The organism is Streptococcus sp. 20925_1_44 (assembly GCF_041432435.1).
GTDB classification, from domain to species: domain Bacteria; phylum Bacillota; class Bacilli; order Lactobacillales; family Streptococcaceae; genus Streptococcus; species Streptococcus infantis.
On the sequence record NZ_JAPVZQ010000005.1, the window covers coordinates 76,847 to 98,044 of the forward strand.

The following is a 21,198-nucleotide window of genomic DNA, read 5'->3' on the forward strand; positions in this document are numbered from 1 at the left end:
ATACCATTCACATGAATAAAAAAATAACAGATTACGTAATTGATCTGGTTGAAGTATTAAATAAACAACAGAAACAAATATTTTGGGGATTTTTTGATATTGCCAGTATGGTCTTATCAATTATTGTTTCCTATATTCTATTTTATGGCTTGATTAATCCAGCCCCGGTAGACTATGTCATTTACACAGGTCTAACCTTCCTTTTCTACCAACTGATAATTGGATTCTGGGGGCTCAATGCTAGTATTAGTCGATATAGCAAAATAACAGATTTCATGAAGATTTTCTTCGGAGTAACTATCAGTAGTATCTTATCTTATGTGATCTGTTATGCTTTCTTGCCACTCTTTTCTATCCGCTTTATCGTACTCTTTATCCTATTAACTACCTTCTTGATTCTACTTCCTCGTATCACTTGGCAGTTGATTTACTCAAGACGTAAAAAGGGAAACGGAGATGGAGAACACCGTCGTACCTTCTTGATTGGTGCTGGTGATGGTGGCGCGCTCTTTATGAACAGCTATCAACATCCTACTAGTGACCTTGAACTAGTTGGGATTTTGGATAATGATGAAAAGAAAAAAGGACAAAAGCTTGGGAAAATCCCAGTCTTGGGTTCTTATGATGATCTACCAGAATTGGCTAAACGCTACAGAGTTGAAAAAGTTATCGTTGCGATTCCGTCTCTAGATCCATCTGAATATGAACGAATCCTGCAAATGTGTAACAGTATCGGTGTAAAATGCTTTAAGATGCCGATGATTGAATCAGTTGTGCAAGGTATCCAGCCTCAAGCAGGTGGTTTCCAGAAAATTGATATCACGGACCTGTTGGGACGTAAAGAGATTCAGCTTGATGAATCACGTCTGGGTTCTGAAATCACTAATAAAACGATTTTGGTAACTGGTGCCGGAGGTTCGATTGGTTCAGAAATTTGCCGTCAAGTCAGTCGCTTCAATCCGGAACGTGTCGTTTTGCTCGGTCATGGAGAAAACTCTATTTATCTGATTTACCATGAATTGATTCGTAAATTCCAGGGAATTGACTTTGTTCCTGTCATTGCCGATATTCAAGATTACGATCGTTTGCTTCAAGTTTTTGAACAGTACGAACCAGCGATTGTTTACCATGCTGCAGCCCATAAACATGTTCCGATGATGGAGCGTAATCCAAAAGAAGCCTTCAAGAATAACATCCTCGGAACTTATAATGTTGCTAAGGCAGTTGACGCTGCTCGAGTTCCAAAAATGGTCATGATTTCGACAGATAAGGCCGTTAATCCACCAAACGTAATGGGAGCAACTAAACGTGTGGCTGAGTTGATTGTCACTGGATTTAATCAACGTAGCCAATCTACCTACTGTGCGGTTCGTTTTGGTAATGTACTCGGTAGCCGTGGTAGTGTAATTCCTGTCTTTGAACGTCAGATTGCTGAAGGTGGGCCTGTAACGGTGACAGACTTCCGAATGACTCGTTACTTTATGACCATTCCAGAAGCTAGTCGCTTGGTGATTCATGCGGGCGCTTATGCAAAGGATGGAGAAGTCTTTATCCTTGATATGGGCAAACCAGTACGCATTTACGATTTGGCTAAGAAAATGGTTCTACTCAGTGGTCATACTGAAAACGAAATTCCAATCGTAGAAGTAGGTATTCGCCCAGGTGAAAAACTATACGAAGAGTTGCTTGTATCAACCGAACTAGTTGACAATCAAGTAATGGACAAAATCTTTGTTGGGAAAGTAAATGTAATGCCTCTTGAGATGATCAATCAGAAGATTGAAGAGTTCCGTACCTTGCAAGGTTCTGAATTGAAGAGAGCAATCATAGCTTTTGCTAATGAAACAACACATGCTGACTAAAAATAGATAAGATACTATCTGCAACTTCTGTTTATGAGAAAGAGCGGATAGTATCTTTTTCTAGATTTCGAGAGACTTTCAGAGTTTTTTGAACAAACTTGTTATTATTGAACAGATATGGTAAACTATAGTAAATAAAAAATTAGGGAGTAACTTATGATTAACGCAATTAAAAATTTCTTTAAAGGTTATGTAGATTTTTCAGGACGTTCAAGTCGCGCAGATTACTGGTGGATTTGGTTGGCAAACATTATCCTTTCTATTCCTTTCTACATGGTATACGGTGCTGCAATGGCAAATCCGGATAGCGAAGCTGCTGTTATGACTTTGGGTCTTTTCGTATTTATTTATCTCATTTTTAGTCTAGCAGTTTTATTGCCTGGACTAGCACTGACAGTTCGTCGCCTACGTGACGCTGGTTTCCATTGGGCGCTCATCTTCGTTGCCTTTATTCCAATGGTTGGAGGTATCGTACTTTTGGTGCTCCTAGCTATGCCAACAAAGGAAACACTATAAGATTAACTATCTGAAGAATGCTACAAGGACGAAGATTTTTCAGTCTTGTCGAATAATTGGCTAACACTCCCAGGTCTTTTACTAGATTTGGGAGTGTTCTATAACTGTACAGTATCTACTAGTAAAACAAAAAATGGGAGTATCATATGATTAACGCGTATAAGAATTTTTTTAAGAATTATGCAGAGTTCACCGGTCGTTCGACGCGTCCAGATTTCTGGTGGGTTTGGTTAGGGAACTTCATTCTTTCTATTCCTTTCTGGATTATCTATTTCTACACTGTATTTCTTAGTGCCGTGATGGATTCAGTGAGCGATTCAGCCAGCGAAGCTACTTTTATGGTTTTGGGTTTAGTTGTCATTATTTATGCAATTTTCTACCTAGCAATCTTAGTACCGACTTTAGCTTTATCAGTTCGCCGTTTGCGTGATGCTGGTTTTCACTGGGCCTTTATCTTCCTTCGCTTTGTTCCAATGGGAGGGATAGCTCTTTTGATTCTTTTCGCTATGCCGACAAAAGAAACTGAAGTGGTAAACTATAGTGAATCTCAAGCAGTCAAAAATGAAGAAGCCATCGAAGATACACCGTTCGAAGAATCAGATAAGAACTAAGAGATTCTTGTTTTACGGTTGAATCTTGTCTGGTAGTTCTCATGCCGGTTTAACATATAATTAGGAGTATCTTATGATTGAAGCCTATAAAAATTTCTTTAAAGGATTTGCAGACTTTTCAGGACGTTCAACACGTCCAGATTTTTGGTGGGTTTGGATAATGAACACTATTTTGTCCATTCCTCTTTATATTACCTATTTTCAGGCTGTCTTCACTGAAGAAGAAGTAGCAGACCCTATCGCAAGTGTGGGAATTCTGAGTTTTTATATCATTTTTTATCTAGTGATATTCCTACCGAGTATCGCTCTAAGAGTTCGTCGTTTACGTGACGCAGGCTTTCACTGGGCCTTCATTTTTCTCGCTTTCGCTCCAATGGGAGGATTTATTCTTTTAGTCCTGCTGGCAATGCCAACCAAGGAAGTAACTAGCTAATAAATGCCAGATCAAAGCAAGAACAAATTAAAAACACTTCAATTTAATTGGAGTGTTTTTTTGTTTAGGATTTCAATTATAATTGACGTAAAATGTCTGCTGGTTGATGAGCGACCCAGTCAGGTCGATAGGTCATGAGGTCCTTCTCGTCACCAAATCCCCAAGTAACCGCTAGTTTTTTAATGCCAGTTTCTTGGGCGCCAATCATATCAAACTTAGTATCTCCGATAAGGACCACTTTTTCTGGGTCCAAGTTATGAGTTGCCAAAGCTTGACGAATGACGTCTGCCTTGTGAACTGCTTGAGGACTTGAACCATAGATGCCGTCAAAGAAATGATCGATTTCAAAATTAGCTGTCATATGGACTGCTGTCGGAGTATTTTTTGTTGTCGTGATATAGAGAGGATATTGTTGGGCTAGTTCAGTGAGTAGTTCCTTGATTTGTGGAAATAGTTGGGCTTCGTAAACTCCTTTTTCCTTATAGTAGGAACGATAAAGCTGGATAGCTGGCTCAATCTGCTTAGTTGGTAAGCAACTAGCGAAACTAGTTTCCAATGGAGGACCCATAAAACCACGGATAGTTTTTGCATCTGGACTAGGGACTCCCAGTTGTTCAAAAGTATAGGTGAAGCCATTGTGAATTCCGATAGAGCTGTCCACAAGGGTTCCATCTAAGTCGAAAAAGATGGCTGATAGGGATGACATTGATTCTCCTAGTAATCTTGAGATTATTCGCCGAAGATTTCTTTTTGAAGGCGACGACCTGTCGGTGTGGCTGCGAGGCCACCTTCGGCAGTTTCACGAAAGGCAGTTGGGAGGCTAGAGCCTACTTGGTACATGGCATCAATGACTTCGTCAACTGGGATTTTTGATTCAATACCAGCTAAAGCCATATCAGCTGCGATGAAGGCGAAGCTTGCTCCCATGGCATTACGCTTAACACATGGAACCTCAACCAAACCTGCAACTGGATCGCAGATAAGACCGAGCATGTTTTTGATAACGAAGGCGATAGCCTGACTCGCTTGATAAGGAGTTCCACCTGCAGCTAGAGTTAGGGCAGCAGCGCTCATGGCAGAGGCAGATCCAACTTCGGCTTGACAGCCTCCTTCAGCTCCCGAGATAGAAGCGTTATTAGCAATGACGAGCCCAAAAGCACCAGCAGCAAAGAGAAAATCTAGTTGTTGTTCATGCGTTAAATCTAACTTTTGAATAGCAGATGTGAGAACTGCAGGAAGACAACCTGCGCTACCTGCGGTTGGTGTCGCACACACAAGGCCCATCTTGGCATTGTGCTCGTTAACGGCAATGGCGTTACGGGCGGCAGACAAGACAGTGAAGTCTGATAAGGTCTTTCCTTTTTTGATGTAGTGGTCGAGCTTGGCAGCATCACCACCAGTCAAACCGCTACGAGATTTCTTTTCGCTTAGACCAAGCTCGACGGAAGCTTTCATGACTTCGAGGTTACGTTCCATGAGGAGGAGAACTTCTTCTCGCTCACGACCAGTTAGCTCAAACTCAGTCCTAATCATGAGCTCAGCAACATTTCCTTGGAAATCAAGTTCGGCTTGTTCGACTAATTCTTTGATAGAGTAAAACATATTTTCTCCTATTGAAAGAAATTGACATTGTGCAAATGAGGAATTTTCCGAATTTCTTCGATAGATTCTTCACAGTTGCGACTATCAACTTCAATAATCATGATTGCTTTCTCGCCAGCTTTTTCTCGAGTTACATTCATTTGGGCGATGTTGATGCCAAAGCGAGAAAGAGCTTCTGTCACGTGAGCAATCATACCTGGAACATCCTGATGAACGATGATGATGGTAGGGGTGTTCATGTTGAGAGATACGGCAAAACCATTTAATTCTGTCACCTGGATATTTCCACCGCCGATTGAAATTCCTGTTACGCTGATAGTCTTACGATCGTTCTTAACAGTGATTTTCGTAGTATTTGGGTGGGGAGCATTACTGTCCTTTTGGATGGTCCACACGATTTTAATGCCACGCTTGTGGGCAATTTCTAAACTATTTGGAATTTCAGGATCATCCGTATCCATTCCCAAAATACCAGCTACAAGGGCAAGGTCTGTCCCGTGTCCACGATAGGTTTTTGCAAAAGAGTTAAAAAGCTGGAATTCAACCTCCGTTGGAGTATCATCAAAGATAGATGAAACGATTTTACCGATACGAACAGCTCCTGCAGTGTGACTACTAGATGGCCCAATCATGACTGGTCCAATGATATCAAAGACAGATTGAAAACGAAGTGATTGCATCTGTTTCCCCTTAAAAAGATTCTTACTTCTATTATAGCAAAGATTAGATGTAAGTGCTTAATTACTTTCTGAAATATATAAAAAGATTAAAAAGCTTTTATAACAAGGGTTTTGTAACAAAAAGTGGCTTTTTTAAGTAAATAAATCACAGTTTTGTAACATTTCTACACAAATTCGTTAACAAATAGTAACATTAGAAAGGTATCATGGTAGTATAAGAAAGAAGGAGAACTTTTTTAAATGAAATTAAACATTAAGACTAAACTTGCAGGATTTGCAGTTGTACTTGCTTTCCTTGCACCATCATTTACTTTTGCACAAGAAACAAAAACTTATACAGTTAAACCTGGAGATACTCTTTCAGAAATTGCTGAGACATACAACACAACAGTTGAAAAATTAGCTAAATTGAACAACATTAAAAATGTTGACCTTATCTTTATTGACCAAGTATTGGTTATCGATGGGACAGCTCCAGTTGCTGAAACTACAACAACAGAAGCACCTGTAGCAGAAGTTGAAGAAACTCCAGCAGTTGCTGAAACTGTTGTAGAAGAAACTACATATGAAGAAACTTACGAAGCTCCAGCTTCAGCACCTGCAGCAGCAGAAAGCTACTCAGCTCCAGCTGCAACTGTAAGTGGATCTGAAGCAGAAGCGAAAGAATGGATCGCTCAAAAAGAATCAGGTGGTAGCTACACAGCGACAAACGGACGTTACATCGGACGTTACCAATTGACAGATTCTTACTTGAACGGCGACTACTCAGCTGAAAACCAAGAACGTGTAGCAGACGCTTATGTTGCAGGACGTTACGGTTCATGGACAGCTGCTAAGAACTTCTGGCTTAACAACGGTTGGTATTAAGAAGATATAGAAAAGGAAGTCTCAATGACTTTCTTTTTTGTTTACAAAGATATCAACTTCTCGCTCTAGTTCTGTTAGTAAGTGTTCATCTTCTACTAGCTTAGCTAAGGAGAGTCCATTTTGTATCAACTGAGCATCATTAGTACAAATGCCTATACGAATATAGGAAAATGCAAGTGTGTCATACTGTCTGCTTATTTTTGCTTCCTCCAAGAGAGTGTAGCAAAGCTGTTTGCAAAGTAACTTATCACCATTGTAAAGATAAAGAGTTGAGAGATTCAGCAGCAACATCATATTTTGCCATTTTTATTATATCTAAGCATGTCTACTAATCCAATAATTGGACTAGTGATTGGACATACTGAAATAAATCCAATAAATTCTATTATTATAGCTCTTAGTACGATATGGGCATTAATTTTTGATATTATCAAGGGTGTATAGAAAATATTTTTATAGAGACGAAGATGACTAAAGTTTTTATCAATAATTGGCTCCATAATATCTATATCTATAGGGAATTTACCAATTACAAATATCATAGAGCCCTAAAAAAGAGCCATTTAAGGCTCTTTTTGTGTGTTTACATTTGATGAGAGACCATTATAAACATTGGTGTTGAGGGCTTACAAGTTTATGGGATTTCGCCATCTAGATTATTAGTTAGACGAACTGGTTGTAACGCTATTAGACTCTGATTGAGAACCTGAAGAATCAGCAGTTTGACCTCCTGTATTAGCGCTATTATCTCCTCCACTACTAGTACTACCAGATGAAGACTGCTCAGCTGCAGGTGCTTGGGAATTAGATATGCTTCCATTTGTTTCTGGATAGCTTTGAATATAGCTACTATCTTCTGAACGGCTGGCTTCTATTCCGGCATCTCTAGTAGTCGTTTCTGTTTGGGTAGTTTTTTCTTCTTCTTTTTTGGTCAAGACTTCAACTTGTTTTTGGAATTTAGAGATTAGTTCTTGAATTGGTTTTATCTTTTCTTCAAGAGCAACTTGGTCGCTGGCAGAATTAATGTTTTTAATGATGTCTATTATTTTTTGCAAGGAAGTGATGGCTGTCTCAAGTGTTTGTTTATCTTGAAACTGGCTATCAGAATCCTTTATATCTAATTTCAAAGCTTTTTCACTATAATGATTTGTGACTTTATCGGCAGTAGAAGCGAGAAAGTCTGCTAATGTCTTTTTGCCTTCATCAGTAGTTGGTTTTAATTCTTGAATTTTTTTCCAATCTTCTATAATGGTTTCAGAATCAATATTGAAGTCTTTAATGGCGTTTTTTACTTGTTCGACATCTTGTTGATTTTTTTGTTGTTTGATGAGAGCAACATTCCCTCTCTCTGCTTGGATTTTTTCTTGATGGAGGACTAAGCCTGTCAAAAGTCCAATACCTGCAATAAGTGTAATAATAAAAATAGTATTTTTTGATTTTAGAATATCTTTGTAGTTGTTCACATTAGTCCTACGCACATGGATGATGGTGTATATATGGAATCATGTGCGCATTCCTCCTTATTAAAGTATATCATTTTTAGTTGATTTTAAAAATAAGTTTTTAAAGAGAATAGAGATTTAGAAATGAATTAATTTCTTTTGTATCCTATCTTCATGTATTGACAGAAGAGGTTGATAGTTTGTCAGCATCTTCCTTGTCTTCTCTATCTAAGCATGTTATAATGAAAACTGCTCAAACGACCTTCAATCGTGATAGCAAACACGACCTTCAATCGTGAATAAACGAATAGATGGGAGAACTACCATGAGTGATAACTCTAAAACACGTGTTGTCGTGGGGATGAGTGGTGGTGTTGATTCGTCGGTGACGGCTCTCTTACTCAAAGAACAGGGCTACGATGTGATCGGTATCTTCATGAAGAACTGGGACGACACAGATGAAAACGGCGTCTGTACGGCGACCGAAGATTACAAGGATGTGGCTGCAGTGGCAGACCAACTTGGCATTCCTTACTACTCTGTCAATTTTGAAAAAGAGTACTGGGACCGCGTTTTTGAGTATTTCCTAGCGGAATACAGAGCAGGACGCACGCCAAATCCAGATGTTATGTGTAACAAGGAAATCAAGTTTAAGGCCTTTTTGGACTATGCTATGACCTTGGGAGCAGACTATGTAGCAACTGGGCACTATGCTCGAGTGGCGCGTGATGAGGATGGCATCGTTCACATGCTTCGTGGCGTGGACAATGGCAAAGACCAGACCTATTTCCTCAGCCAACTTTCACAAGAACAATTACAAAAGACTATGTTCCCATTGGGACATTTGGAAAAGCCTGAAGTTCGAAGACTAGCAGAAGAAGCAGACCTTGCGACTGCTAAGAAGAAAGATTCAACAGGGATTTGCTTTATCGGAGAAAAGAACTTTAAAGAATTTCTCAGTAACTACTTACCAGCCCAACCTGGTCGAATGATGACTGTGGATGGTCGCGATATGGGTGAGCATGCTGGTCTGATGTACTATACGATCGGTCAGCGTGGCGGACTCGGTATCGGTGGGCAACACGGTGGGGACAATGCCCCTTGGTTTGTTGTTGGAAAAGACCTGAGCAAAAATATCCTCTATGTAGGCCAAGGATTCTACCATGATTCGCTTATGTCAACTAGCTTAGAGGCTAGTCAAGTCCACTTTACTCGTGAGATGCCAGAGGAATTTACGCTCGAATGTACGGCTAAATTCCGCTATCGTCAGCCTGATTCTAAAGTGACTGTACATGTCAAAGGGGATAAGGCAGAGGTCATCTTTGCGGAACCACAACGTGCGATTACACCGGGACAGGCAGTTGTTTTTTATGACGGCGAAGAGTGTCTCGGTGGTGGTTTGATTGACAATGCCTACCGTGATGGCAAGGTTTGTCAGTACATTTAGATTGACAAATGTTCTCAATTTGCTACAATAATAACAGCAATAGAAATGATGGTCAAAGCTCATGGATGTTGCAGGTCTTTTTGTCCTGCACTTCTTACGAGTTTTGACTGTTTTTGTGTCGTTTAAAGGGAAAGGACAAAATGACTCAACAAGACTTTCGGACAAAAGTGGGGAATACGGTTTTTGGTGTTCGGGCGACAGCTTTGATTCTTCAAAATCGCAAACTTCTAGTCACCCAAGACAAGGGCAAGTATTATACTATTGGCGGTGCGATCCAAGTAAATGAAAGCACGGAAGACGCGGTAGTCCGCGAAGTGAGGGAAGAACTGGGTGTTAAAGCTCAGGCTGGTCAGCTAGCTTTCGTGGTTGAAAATCGTTTTGAACAGGACGGTGTTTCCTATCACAATATCGAGTTTCATTATCTGGTAGACTTACTTGGGGATGCCCCATTGACCATGCAGGAAGATGAGAAAAGGCAACCTTGTGAGTGGATTGACTTGGACAAGCTTGAGGATATCCAGCTAGTTCCAGCCTTTTTAAAAACAGCCCTGCCAGATTGGGACGGCCAACTAAGACACATTCATCTTGAAGAATAGGAGAGAAAATGACTTATAATTTTACGGAAGAATACGATATTATTGTAATCGGTGCGGGACATGCTGGGGTCGAAGCTTCCCTAGCTGCGAGCCGTATGGGTTGCAAGGTCTTGCTTGCGACTATTAACATTGAAATGTTGGCTTTCATGCCATGTAATCCGTCTATTGGTGGTTCTGCCAAGGGGATTGTCGTGCGTGAGGTAGATGCCCTTGGTGGCGAGATGGCTAAGACCATTGACAAGAGTTACATCCAGATGAAGATGCTCAACACTGGGAAGGGACCAGCTGTCCGTGCCCTTCGTGCGCAGGCTGATAAGGAACTTTACTCTAAAGAGATGCGCAAAACCGTTGAAAACCAAGAGAATCTTACCCTTCGTCAAACCATGATTGATGAGATTTTGGTGGAAGATGATAAGGTTGTCGGTGTTCGTACTGCTACTCATCAGGAATATGCTGCCAAGTCTGTTATCGTGACCACAGGGACAGCCCTTCGTGGGGAAATTATCATCGGAGATCTCAAGTACTCATCAGGGCCAAACCACAGCCTAGCTTCTATTAACCTAGCTGATAATCTCAAGGAACTTGGACTTGAAATCGGTCGTTTCAAGACAGGAACACCTCCACGTGTCAAGGCTTCCTCTATCAACTATGATGTGACAGAGATTCAGCCAGGAGATGAAACGCCAAATCACTTCTCTTACACTTCACGTGATGAAGATTATGTTAAAGACCAAGTGCCGTGCTGGTTGACCTATACCAATGGTACCAGTCATGAGATTATCCAAAACAACCTCCATCGTGCGCCTATGTTTACAGGTGTGGTTAAGGGAGTGGGACCTCGTTACTGTCCGTCGATTGAGGACAAGATTGTGCGTTTTGCGGACAAGGAACGCCACCAGCTTTTCCTTGAGCCAGAAGGACGAAACACAGAAGAAGTTTATGTCCAAGGACTTTCAACCAGTCTTCCTGAGGATGTCCAACGTGACTTGGTTCATTCCATCAAAGGTTTGGAAAATGCAGAGATGATGCGAACTGGTTATGCTATCGAGTACGACATGGTCTTGCCTCATCAATTGCGTGCGACTCTGGAAACCAAGAAAATCTCAGGACTTTTCACTGCTGGCCAGACAAATGGAACGTCTGGATATGAAGAAGCTGCTGGTCAAGGGATTATCGCGGGTATCAACGCAGCGCTGAAAATCCAAGGTAAGCCGGAGTTAATTCTAAAACGAAGCGACGGTTATATCGGAGTGATGATTGATGACTTGGTAACCAAGGGGACCATTGAACCTTACCGTCTCTTGACCAGTCGTGCAGAATACCGACTCATCCTCCGTCATGACAATGCCGATATGCGTTTGACTGAGATGGGGCGCGAGATTGGGCTTGTTGACGATGAACGTTGGGCTCGTTTTGAAATCAAGAAAAATCAATTTGAAAATGAAATGAAGCGTTTAGACAGCATCAAACTCAAGCCAGTCAAGGAAACAAATGCTAAAGTTGAGGAGATGGGCTTCAAGCCATTGACAGATGCAGTGACAGCCAAGGAATTCCTTCGTCGCCCAGAAGTCTCTTACCAAGATGTGGTGGCTTTCATCGGACCTGCTGCTGAAGAGTTAGATGACAAGATTATCGAATTGATTGAAACAGAAATCAAGTACGAAGGCTATATCTCAAAAGCCATGGATCAGGTTGCCAAGATGAAACGCATGGAAGAAAAACGGATTCCAGCGAATATTGACTGGGATGATATTGACTCTATCGCGACTGAAGCTCGCCAGAAGTTCAAGCTCATCAATCCAGAAACCATCGGCCAAGCTAGCCGTATTTCAGGTGTAAACCCAGCAGATATTTCCATTCTTATGGTGTATTTAGAAGGTAAAAATCGAAGCATTTCTAAAAACTTAGAAAAGAAAGCTGACTAAAAATAAAAAGCTGAATTCTCTATTGAGGGATTCAGCTTTTTTAGTTTTTTCTTCATTTTTCGAATTAAGAGAAAAGGAGAAATGACTATGCTGACAGTAGAAGAAAAAAATTTTTTAGACCGCTATAAAAGAGTTTCATATCATCGTTTTTATGAGATTGAACGCTTTGTTACCTTGTCTGAAAAGTTGAGCGAACGTCCGCCAAAGGCTGACAAGAACTAGACTTTTTGATATACTAGAACAAATTAAAATATAGGAGAGAGCGAATGAACGTATATGGCAGATTAGAAGACGAACCAACTCCAACTTGGATGGGAAGTCAGTATGCTCCAGTAGAAAATGAGGAGCAACTCGAGGTTGAAACTCGTCAGCCTGCCCGCTTACCATTTTTGAATATCCTCTTTTTGAGTACTCTAGTGGTCCTTGTGTCCGTAATTTTACCCTTCTTCTTAGGGTTAATAAGTCCGGAGCAGTCTCAGGATTTTTATATTGGATGGGCTATGCATCAGAGCGGAGATATTTACACAGATTATTTTGGAACTAGTGGTCTCCTCTATTACTTTTTACAGTATTTAACCAAGGGCAGTATTTTGTTTGCTGTTTTTAATTGGTTGGCCTTAGTAGGCGCGGGATTCTTTCTTTTCCGTTCGGCTTACAATCTGACAGAACAAAACAAGCAATCGCAACAAGTGTTGACGGTCTTTTATGTCCTGGCTAGTGCTCTTAGTTTTGGTGGGGGATATGCAACTATTCTAGCCCTCCCATTCTTGTTCTATGCCTTGAGTTTAGTAACAACTTATTTGTCAGAACCAAGTCATGACAAAGGATTTATCCGGATTGGAGCTAGCTTGGCTCTAGCATTTTTCTTTGCACCCTTGGTCACAGCTTTGTATGGATTTGTTTTGTTTTTTGCTCTAACAGCTTTTAATGTCGGTCGCAATAAGTTGAATCATGGTCTCTATCAATTTTTTGCAGCGGGCCTTGGTTTTTCAATCTTCTTTTATCCAATTGGATACTACACAGCTTATAAAGGCAGTTTCGGAAATGCCATTAGTCAAATCCTTTATCCATTAGATAGTTTAAACTTTACGTCTAACTCGGGATTACTCGACAATATCCTCTTTTATGGATTGTTAGCAATTGCTCTTGGAGCATTGACGCTAGCATTTACAGGTCTCTTCCAATCTAAACCGTTGAAACAGTCGGTCTTATCAATCTCTGCTTCAATAGCTGTCATTTTGGTATTGATTTTAGAGATTTTTTCTACAGATCTTATCAATGGTAGTCGTATGATTGAGTTCCTTCCTTTCTTATCGCTTCTTTTGCTGACACGAATTCCAACAGAGAAAGCGGAAGGAGAGAATCGCCGTAGACGATCTAGAGAAGAAACTTCGGTATGGGGAGCTTTTGTAAAAGGAAATGTCTATCTACCAATCTTAGCTCTTGCTTACCTATTCTTAGCACCTGTAGTATCACGATATTTACTTCATGCAGAACAATACCAAGAACGTACAGCCATCGAAACTAAGGTCAAAGGGGAAACGCAAGCTACAGATCGTATCTATGTTTGGGATAATCTGACAAGTAGTTATAAGGCTAGTGAACGTTTAGCTGCGAGTCAGTTGCTTTCGCCTAGATTGCATACAGGACTTGGTGAAAATCGTACCAAACTTGTTAATGATCTGAGAGATAATCAACCAAAGATGATTGTAGTGAATACAAAAACAAGTCTATGGACAGAAGTTGAGCAGCTCTTAGCTGAAAATTATCAAGCGGTTCAAAGTGAATTCAAAGATTTTAAACTCTATAAATTAAAATAAAAACTATCAATATCTTGTGTAATTTTAAAAAAATTTTATTTTTTGACACAAGATATTGATTTTTATTTTTTTAGTGATATAATACTTTTTAGAATCAATATTATATTTAAGAAAAGGGTATGGATATGATTGTATTGGAAGAGAAGGCTGTCCCTGATCCGACTTTATTTGTCGAAAAACGCGACGGCAGACGTGTAATTTTTGATGTAGACAAGATTGACAAAGCGCTTCATAAGGCTGCTGAAAAGGTTATGGATGTAACTCCTTTGGTTGAAAAACGACTTAGTACCCTAGTTGAACGTATCGTCGAAGAGATTCATAGCCGTTTCCCACAAGGTGTAAAAATCTATGAAATCCAAAACATCGTAGAGCACGAATTGTTGGAAGCTAAAGAATACGCCTTGGCCGAGGAGTACATCACCTATCGAACTCAAAGGGATTTTGAGCGCTCAAAAGCGACAGATATCAACTTTAGTATTCATAAACTTCTCAATAAAGATCAGGCGGTTGTCAATGAAAATGCCAATAAGGATAGTGATGTTTTTAATACCCAGCGTGATTTGACGGCAGGGATTGTTGGGAAATCCATCGGACTTCAAATGCTTCCTAAACATGTGGCTAATGCCCATCAAAAAGGGGATATCCACTATCATGATTTGGACTACAGTCCCTATACCCCTATGACCAACTGCTGTTTGATTGATTTCAAGGGCATGTTGGAAAATGGTTTTAAGATTGGGAATGCTGAGGTAGAGAGTCCCAAGTCTATCCAAACTGCGACAGCGCAGATTTCACAAATCATCGCAAACGTCGCATCTAGCCAGTATGGGGGCTGTTCAGCAGACCGTATTGATGAAGTCTTGGCTCCTTATGCAGAGAAAAATTATCAAAAACACCTTAAAGATGCAGAGGAATGGGTCCTACCTGACAAGCGCCAAGAATACGCCTGGAAGAAAACTCAAAAAGACATCTACGATGCCATGCAATCTCTAGAGTACGAGATCAACACCCTCTTTACCTCAAACGGGCAAACGCCATTTACTTCCCTTGGTTTTGGTCTAGGAACCAGTCGTTTTGAACGTGAAATTCAAAAGGCAATCCTGAACATTCGTATCAAGGGGCTTGGTTCAGAACACCGTACAGCCATCTTTCCTAAACTCATCTTTACTCTTAAAAGAGGTCTTAACTTAGAGGAAGGCTCTCCTAACTACGACATCAAGCAGTTGGCTCTTGAGTGTGCAACTAAGCGCATGTACCCGGATGTCTTGTCTTATGATAAGATTGTCGAGTTGACTGGTTCTTTCAAAGTTCCGATGGGATGCCGTTCATTCCTTCAAGGATGGAAGGATGAAAATGGAGTAGAAGTCAATTCGGGTCGTATGAACCTAGGGGTCGTGACAGTCAATCTTCCTCGTATTGCTCTTGAGTCCGAAGGCGACCTGAACAAGTTTTGGGAAATCTTCAATGAGCGCATGAATATCGCGGAAGATGCTTTGGTTTACCGTGTGGAAAGAACCAAGGAAGCCACTCCAGCTAATGCACCAATTCTTTATCAGTATGGAGCCTTCGGACGTCGTCTTGGAAAAGAAGAAAGTGTTGATCAACTCTTTAAGAATCGTCGTGCAACTATTTCTCTGGGCTATATTGGCTTGTACGAGGTAGCGACAGTCTTCTTTGGTAATCATTGGGAAAATAATCCAGAAGCCAAAGAGTTCACCCTTGATATTATTCGCGATATGAAACGTCGAGTAGAAGAATGGTCTGACCAATATGGTTACCATTTCTCTATCTATTCAACGCCGTCTGAAAGTTTGACAGACCGTTTCTGTCGCTTGGATACGGAGAAATTCGGCTCTATTCCAGACATTACTGATAAAGAATACTACACAAATTCCTTCCATTATGATGTCCGCAAAAATCCAACACCTTTTGAAAAATTGGACTTTGAGAAAGTCTACCCAGAAGCGGGTGCATCTGGTGGCTTTATCCACTACTGCGAGTACCCAGTTCTCCAACAAAATCCAAAGGCTTTGGAAGCTGTTTGGGATTATGCTTATGACCGTGTAGGTTATCTCGGAACCAATACTCCGATTGACCGTTGCTACAAGTGTGATTTTGAAGGAGATTTTGAACCGACAGAGAGAGGATTTGCTTGTCCTAACTGTGGAAATAATGATCCTAAAACAGTAGATGTGGTTAAACGAACTTGTGGTTATTTAGGGAATCCTCAAGCACGTCCGATGGTTAATGGACGCCACAAGGAAATTGCTGCGCGTGTCAAACACATGAACGGTTCTACTATTAAAATAGCAGGACATGAAGTAAGAAATTAGAAAGAAATAGCATGGGAAAATATCAATTAGATGATAAAGGCAAGGCCTTGGTTCAACGATTCCACGAGAAACATTCAAAGGGTGGAGTCAATAAAAAAGACAGAGTAGCTAGCCTTAGAGAACAGTTTTTAAACAAAAATAAGAAAAAGTGAGAGTTGCCTCTCGCTTTTCTTATAGCGGGGAGGGGAATATGGAACTACGCAGACCAAGATTAGCAGATAAAGAAACAGTTTTAGAGATGATGGCAGAGTTTGAAAAAAGCCAATCAGCCCACGATGGCGGATTCTGGGATGCTGAGAATTTTGTTTATGAAGAGTGGTTAGAAAGTAATCAGGATCAGGAAATGGGGATTGATCTGCCTGAAGGGTGGGTGCCTGCTATTCAATTAGTCGCTTTTGCAAAAGATGGACAAGCCGTAGGGTTCCTCAATCTGAGATTGCGTCTTAGTGACTATTTGCTGGAGGTAGGTGGCCACATTGGCTACTCCATTCGTCCATCTGAAAGAGGCAAGGGCTACGCCAAAGAGGCCCTCCGACAAGGTCTACAAGTTGCTAAGGGAAAGAATATCAAACGAGCTTTAGTGACTTGTAGCACAGAAAATCCTGCCAGCCGAGCTGTTATCTTAGCTAATGGTGGGAAGTTGGAGGATGTTCGAAACGGAACGGAGCGCTATTGGATAGACTTGGAGTAGAAAGCATGACATGGAATACACCAAAACCAGGCGAGTGGAAAAGTGAAGAACTCAGTCAGGGGCGCATCATTGACTATAAGGCTTTTAACTTTGTCGATGGAGAGGGAGTACGCAACTCCCTTTACGTAGCAGGTTGTATGTTTCACTGTGAGGGCTGTTATAATGTTGCGACCTGGTCTTTCAATGCTGGTATCCCATATACGCCAGAGTTAGAAGAACAAATCATGGCAGATCTGGTCCAACCCTATGTTCAAGGATTGACTTTATTAGGAGGAGAGCCTTTCCTCAATACAGGTATTCTCTTACCTCTCGTGAAACGTATACGGAAAGAATTGCCAGAAAAAGATATCTGGTCTTGGACGGGATACACATGGGAAGAGATGATGTTGGAGACACCTGATAAACTCGAACTTTTATCTATGATTGATATTCTTGTCGATGGGCGATATGACCGGAATAAAAGGAATCTCATGCTCCAGTTTCGAGGTTCGTCCAATCAACGAATTATCGATGTACAAAAATCTCTGCAAAGTGGAAAAGTAGTTATTTGGGACAAGCTTAATGATGGGAAGCAAAGCTATGAACAGGTGAAGAGAGAATGAAGAAAAAAGAGTTAATAGAAAGACTGGTATCAGAAATAGAGTCTGGAAAAGTAAAAACTCTAGGTATTTACGGACATGGAGCTTCAGGGAAATCAACTTTTGCTCAGGAATTATATCAAGCCCTAGATTCTACTACAGTAAATTTGCTAGAAACAGATCCCTATATCACCTCAGAACGTTACCTGGTAGTACCAAAGCAAGCACCTGATCAAAAGGTGACAGCCTGTCTGCCAGTGGCGCATGAACTGGCAAGTTTGCAGAGAGACATCCTAGCCTTACAGGCGGGTATGGATGTCTTGACAATCGAAGAACCTTGGAAGGCTAGCGAGATCTTATCGGGAGTAAAACCAATTCTGATAGTCGAAGGGATGTCTGTGGGTTTCCTACCAGAGGAACTCTTCGATAAAACTGTTTGTTTCTACACGGATGAGGAGACCGAATTAAAGAGGCGTTTAGCTCGAGATACGACTATGAGAAATCGCGATGCATCTTTTGTATTAGCTAGCCATCAGACGAGACGGGAGCAGTATCTGCGGTACTATAGAGAAACCGAGTCTAAAGCGGATATCTTGATAAATCAATCAAATGATAAATTTCAGATCAAAACGAATATTATATAGAAGAAAAAATATAAATTTGCTCTTCATTTATGCTTTTTTGAGATAAGGAGCGATAAGAAAACAGTTTCATTCGAAAAATTAAAAAAATCCTGTCAAATCCCTTGCAATCGCAGGGGCTTTGTGTTATTCTATTATGGTGCTGTAAATTACAGCCTTAGCTTTGATGCAAGAGGTTGCGACACGCTCGGTTGCATTGCCACGCAACGCGCGTCGGTTTTCTTGTGGAGCTAGCCTATTATCTTAAATAGACGAAAAGGAGAAAAAGATGGCAAACAAAAAAATCCGTATCCGTTTGAAAGCTTACGAACACCGTACGCTTGACACAGCGGCTGCTAAAATCGTAGAATCAGCTACTCGTACAGGTGCAGAAGTTGCAGGTCCAATCCCGCTTCCAACTGAACGTAGCCTCTACACAATTATTCGTGCGACTCACAAATATAAAGACTCTCGCGAACAATTCGAAATGCGTACACACAAACGTTTGATCGATATCATCAACCCAACTCAAAAAACAGTTGACGCTTTGATGAAATTGGATCTTCCAAGTGGTGTAAACGTAGAAATCAAACTTTAATCTAAAGTTTGAAACCTTGAGCATAAAAAACGCTCGTTAAAAACTTTTTGAATAAAAAATATAGAAAAGGAACTATTTTCTCATGACAAAAGGAATCTTAGGGAAAAAAGTGGGAATGACTCAAATCTTCACTGAAGCTGGCGAATTGATCCCTGTAACAGTTATCGAAGCAACTCCAAACGTTGTTCTTCAAGTTAAAACTGTTGAAACAGATGGTTACAACGCTATCCAAGTTGGTTTCGATGACAAACGCGAAGTATTGAGCAACAAACCTGCTAAAGGACATGTAGCAAAAGCTAACACGGCTCCTAAGCGCTTCATTCGTGAATTCAAAAACGTTGAAGGCTTGGAAGTTGGTGCTGAAATCACAGTTGAAACTTTCGCAGCTGGAGACATTGTTGATGTAACTGGTACTTCTAAAGGTAAAGGTTTCCAAGGTGTTATCAAACGCCACGGACAATCACGTGGACCTATGGCTCACGGTTCTCGTTACCACCGTCGTCCAGGTTCTATGGGACCTGTTGCACCTAACCGCGTATTCAAAGGTAAAAACCTTGCAGGACGTATGGGTGGCGACCGTGTAACAATTCAAAACCTTGAAGTTGTACAAGTTGTTCCAGAAAAGAACGTTATCCTTATCAAAGGTAACGTACCAGGTGCTAAGAAATCTCTTATCACTATCAAGTCAGCAGTTAAAGCTGGTAAATAATAAGGAAAGGGGAATACAGTCAAAATGGCAAATGTAACATTATTCGACCAAACTGGTAAACAAGCGGGCGAAGTTGTTCTTAGCGATGCAATCTTTGGTATCGAACCAAACCAATCTGTTGTGTTTGATGTGATCATCAGCCAACGTGCTAGCCTTCGTCAAGGAACTCACGCAGTTAAAAACCGCTCAGCTGTTTCAGGTGGCGGACGCAAACCATGGCGTCAAAAAGGAACTGGACGTGCTCGTCAAGGTTCTATCCGCTCTCCACAATGGCGTGGTGGTGGAATCGTCTTCGGACCAACTCCACGTAGCTATGCGTACAAACTTCCTCAAAAAGTTCGTCGCCTTGCGCTTAAATCTGTTTACTCAGAGAAAGTTGCTGAAAACAAATTTGTAGCCGTTGATTCTCTTGAATTTACAGCTCCAAAAACTGCTGAATTTGCAAAAGTTCTTGCAGCTTTGAGCATCGATTCTAAAGTCCTTGTTATTCTTGAAGAAGGAAACGAATTCGCAGCTCTCTCAGCTCGTAACCTTCCAAACGTGAAAGTTGCGACTGCTACAACTGCAAGTGTTCTTGACATCGCAAATAGTGACAAACTTCTTGTTACTCAAGCAGCTATCTCTAAAATCGAGGAGGTTCTTGCATAATGAATTTGTATGATGTTATCAAAAAACCTGTTATCACTGAAAGCTCAATGGCTCAACTTGAAGCAGGGAAATATGTATTTGAAGTTGACACTCGTGCACACAAACTTTTGATCAAGCAAGCTGTTGAAGCTGCTTTCGAAGGTGTTAAAGTTGCAAATGTTAACACAATCAACGTAAAACCTAAAGCTAAACGTGTTGGACGTTACACTGGTTTTACTAACAAAACTAAAAAAGCTATCATCACTCTTACAGCTGATTCAAAAGCAATCGAGTTGTTTGCAGCTGAAGCTGAATAATCTAAGGAGGAAATATCGTGGGAATTCGTGTTTATAAACCAACAACAAACGGTCGCCGTAATATGACTTCTTTGGATTTCGCTGAAATCACAACAAGCACTCCTGAAAAATCATTGCTTGTTGCATTGAAGAGCAAGGCTGGTCGTAACAACAACGGTCGTATCACAGTTCGTCACCAAGGTGGTGGACACAAACGTTTCTACCGTTTGGTTGACTTTAAACGTAACAAAGACAACGTTGAAGCAGTTGTTAAAACTATCGAGTACGATCCAAACCGTTCTGCAAACATCGCTCTTGTACACTACACTGACGGTGTGAAAGCATACATCATCGCTCCAAAAGGTCTTGAAGTAGGTCAACGTATCGTTTCAGGTCCAGAAGCAGATATCAAAGTCGGAAACGCTCTTCCACTTGCTAACATCCCAGTTGGTACTTTGATCCACAACATCGAATTAAAACCAGGTCGTGGTGGAGAATTGGTACGTGCTGCTGGAGCTTCTGCTCAAGTATTGGGTCAAGAAGGTAAATACGTTCTTGTTCGTCTTCAATCTGGTGAAGTTCGTATGATTCTTGGAACTTGTCGTGCTACAGTTGGTGTTGTCGGAAACGAACAACATGGACTTGTAAACCTAGGTAAAGCAGGACGTAGCCGTTGGAAAGGTATCCGCCCAACAGTTCGTGGTTCTGTAATGAACCCTAACGATCACCCACACGGTGGTGGTGAAGGTAAAGCACCAGTTGGTCGTAAAGCACCATCAACTCCATGGGGCAAACCTGCTCTTGGTCTTAAAACTCGTAACAAGAAAGCGAAATCTGACAAACTTATCGTTCGTCGTCGCAACGAGAAATAATTTAAAACTAGTCGCTTAAGCGCTAAATAATCCGCCAGCTCGGTAGCGCTCGTTGAGAGCGCAAGCCGCTGTG

At 41.0% G+C, this 21,198-nt stretch carries 24 protein-coding genes and 1 pseudogene; 21 read left to right on the forward strand and 4 right to left on the reverse strand.

Features of this window, described 5'->3' with window-relative positions; all coding sequences use genetic code 11:
• The first annotated feature begins 11 nt into the window (after nt 1–11).
• The 4 genes from O3643_RS07195 (at nt 12) to O3643_RS07210 (ending at nt 3,422) form a co-directional block, all read left to right on the forward strand.
• Entirely contained in the window at nt 12–1,862 is a 1,851-nt protein-coding gene (locus tag O3643_RS07195) for a polysaccharide biosynthesis protein (RefSeq protein WP_371500860.1), read from the forward strand.
• Nucleotides 1,863–2,018: 156 nt separating this feature from the next.
• Entirely contained in the window at nt 2,019–2,378 is a 360-nt protein-coding gene (locus O3643_RS07200; RefSeq protein ID WP_371500862.1) for a DUF805 domain-containing protein, read from the forward strand.
• A gap of 146 nt (nt 2,379–2,524) precedes the next feature.
• A complete protein-coding gene (locus O3643_RS07205; RefSeq protein WP_371500864.1) occupies nt 2,525–2,989 on the forward strand; it encodes a DUF805 domain-containing protein in 465 nt (154 codons plus the stop codon).
• A gap of 73 nt (nt 2,990–3,062) precedes the next feature.
• A complete protein-coding gene (locus tag O3643_RS07210; protein WP_371500866.1) occupies nt 3,063–3,422 on the forward strand; it encodes a DUF805 domain-containing protein in 360 nt (119 codons plus the stop codon).
• Nucleotides 3,423–3,498: 76 nt separating this feature from the next.
• Here O3643_RS07210 and O3643_RS07215 read toward each other — a convergent pair whose 3' ends face one another.
• From O3643_RS07215 to sdaAB, 3 genes are read right to left on the reverse strand one after another with little or no spacing between them, the layout of a single operon-like run.
• Nucleotides 3,499–4,128 (reverse strand): HAD hydrolase-like protein, encoded by a 630-nt coding sequence (locus tag O3643_RS07215; protein ID WP_371500868.1) that lies wholly within the window; start codon nt 4,126–4,128, stop codon nt 3,499–3,501.
• 23 nt (nt 4,129–4,151) lie between these two features.
• Nucleotides 4,152–5,024, reverse strand: a complete 873-nt coding sequence (sdaAA, locus tag O3643_RS07220; protein ID WP_314945753.1) for an L-serine ammonia-lyase, iron-sulfur-dependent, subunit alpha — start codon at nt 5,022–5,024, stop codon at nt 4,152–4,154.
• A gap of 8 nt (nt 5,025–5,032) precedes the next feature.
• Entirely contained in the window at nt 5,033–5,704 is a 672-nt protein-coding gene (gene sdaAB / locus O3643_RS07225) for an L-serine ammonia-lyase, iron-sulfur-dependent subunit beta (protein ID WP_004251057.1), read from the reverse strand.
• A 240-nt stretch (nt 5,705–5,944) separates the two neighbouring features.
• Here sdaAB and O3643_RS07230 point away from each other — a divergent pair, with 240 nt between their 5' ends.
• Nucleotides 5,945–6,571 carry a LysM peptidoglycan-binding domain-containing protein gene (locus tag O3643_RS07230; protein ID WP_371500871.1) on the forward strand — a complete coding sequence of 209 codons (627 nt, stop codon included), beginning with the start codon at nt 5,945–5,947 and terminating at the stop codon, nt 6,569–6,571.
• A gap of 276 nt (nt 6,572–6,847) precedes the next feature.
• A pseudogene (locus tag O3643_RS07235) lies at nt 6,848–7,046 on the forward strand (hypothetical protein).
• Between the two features lie 184 nt (nt 7,047–7,230).
• Here O3643_RS07235 and O3643_RS07240 read toward each other — a convergent pair.
• Nucleotides 7,231–8,034, reverse strand: coding sequence for a hypothetical protein (locus tag O3643_RS07240; protein ID WP_006149033.1), 804 nt, complete (start codon nt 8,032–8,034; stop codon nt 7,231–7,233).
• A 304-nt stretch (nt 8,035–8,338) separates the two neighbouring features.
• On the opposite strand from O3643_RS07240, the gene mnmA reads away from it, so the two are divergent.
• From mnmA to rplB, 15 genes are all read left to right on the forward strand, one after another.
• On the forward strand, nt 8,339–9,460 hold the full coding sequence (gene mnmA / locus O3643_RS07245; protein WP_371500873.1) for a tRNA 2-thiouridine(34) synthase MnmA: 1,122 nt from the start codon (nt 8,339–8,341) through the stop codon (nt 9,458–9,460).
• 140 nt (nt 9,461–9,600) lie between these two features.
• Nucleotides 9,601–10,056: an NUDIX hydrolase gene (locus O3643_RS07250; protein ID WP_371500875.1), complete on the forward strand. Its 456-nt coding sequence runs from the start codon at nt 9,601–9,603 to the stop codon at nt 10,054–10,056.
• An 8-nt stretch (nt 10,057–10,064) separates the two neighbouring features.
• On the forward strand, nt 10,065–11,981 hold the full coding sequence (gene mnmG, locus O3643_RS07255; protein ID WP_371500878.1) for a tRNA uridine-5-carboxymethylaminomethyl(34) synthesis enzyme MnmG: 1,917 nt from the start codon (nt 10,065–10,067) through the stop codon (nt 11,979–11,981).
• Between the two features lie 87 nt (nt 11,982–12,068).
• Entirely contained in the window at nt 12,069–12,203 is a 135-nt protein-coding gene (locus O3643_RS07260) for a hypothetical protein (protein ID WP_024054483.1), read from the forward strand.
• A gap of 44 nt (nt 12,204–12,247) precedes the next feature.
• Nucleotides 12,248–13,801, forward strand: a complete 1,554-nt coding sequence (locus tag O3643_RS07265) for a damage-inducible protein CinA (RefSeq protein ID WP_371500881.1) — start codon at nt 12,248–12,250, stop codon at nt 13,799–13,801.
• A 125-nt stretch (nt 13,802–13,926) separates the two neighbouring features.
• Nucleotides 13,927–16,134: an anaerobic ribonucleoside-triphosphate reductase gene (nrdD, locus tag O3643_RS07270; RefSeq protein WP_371500883.1), complete on the forward strand. Its 2,208-nt coding sequence runs from the start codon at nt 13,927–13,929 to the stop codon at nt 16,132–16,134.
• An 11-nt stretch (nt 16,135–16,145) separates the two neighbouring features.
• On the forward strand, nt 16,146–16,286 hold the full coding sequence (locus O3643_RS07275; RefSeq protein WP_000521611.1) for a hypothetical protein: 141 nt from the start codon (nt 16,146–16,148) through the stop codon (nt 16,284–16,286).
• Nucleotides 16,287–16,324: 38 nt separating this feature from the next.
• Nucleotides 16,325–16,825, forward strand: coding sequence for a GNAT family N-acetyltransferase (locus O3643_RS07280; protein ID WP_371500886.1), 501 nt, complete (start codon nt 16,325–16,327; stop codon nt 16,823–16,825).
• Nucleotides 16,826–16,830: 5 nt separating this feature from the next.
• Nucleotides 16,831–17,427, forward strand: a complete 597-nt coding sequence (gene nrdG, locus O3643_RS07285; RefSeq protein ID WP_371500888.1) for an anaerobic ribonucleoside-triphosphate reductase activating protein — start codon at nt 16,831–16,833, stop codon at nt 17,425–17,427.
• Entirely contained in the window at nt 17,424–18,047 is a 624-nt protein-coding gene (locus tag O3643_RS07290) for a uridine kinase (RefSeq protein ID WP_371500890.1), read from the forward strand. The genes nrdG and O3643_RS07290 overlap by 4 nt, the downstream gene beginning before the upstream one ends.
• Before the next feature lie 265 nt (nt 18,048–18,312).
• Nucleotides 18,313–18,621: a 30S ribosomal protein S10 gene (gene rpsJ / locus O3643_RS07295; RefSeq protein ID WP_001284511.1), complete on the forward strand. Its 309-nt coding sequence runs from the start codon at nt 18,313–18,315 to the stop codon at nt 18,619–18,621.
• An 82-nt stretch (nt 18,622–18,703) separates the two neighbouring features.
• Nucleotides 18,704–19,330, forward strand: coding sequence for a 50S ribosomal protein L3 (gene rplC / locus O3643_RS07300; RefSeq protein ID WP_004251088.1), 627 nt, complete (start codon nt 18,704–18,706; stop codon nt 19,328–19,330).
• Between the two features lie 24 nt (nt 19,331–19,354).
• Complete coding sequence (gene rplD / locus O3643_RS07305) at nt 19,355–19,978, forward strand: 50S ribosomal protein L4 (protein WP_006154757.1); 624 nt, start codon at nt 19,355–19,357, stop codon at nt 19,976–19,978.
• The gene (locus O3643_RS07310; protein WP_001055347.1) at nt 19,978–20,274 is read left to right on the forward strand and encodes a 50S ribosomal protein L23; all 297 of its coding nucleotides are present in this window, start codon (nt 19,978–19,980) and stop codon (nt 20,272–20,274) included. Before rplD ends, O3643_RS07310 begins: the two co-directional genes overlap by 1 nt.
• Nucleotides 20,275–20,291: 17 nt before the next feature.
• Nucleotides 20,292–21,125, forward strand: coding sequence for a 50S ribosomal protein L2 (gene rplB, locus O3643_RS07315; protein WP_000512910.1), 834 nt, complete (start codon nt 20,292–20,294; stop codon nt 21,123–21,125).
• Nucleotides 21,126–21,198 lie beyond the last annotated feature (73 nt).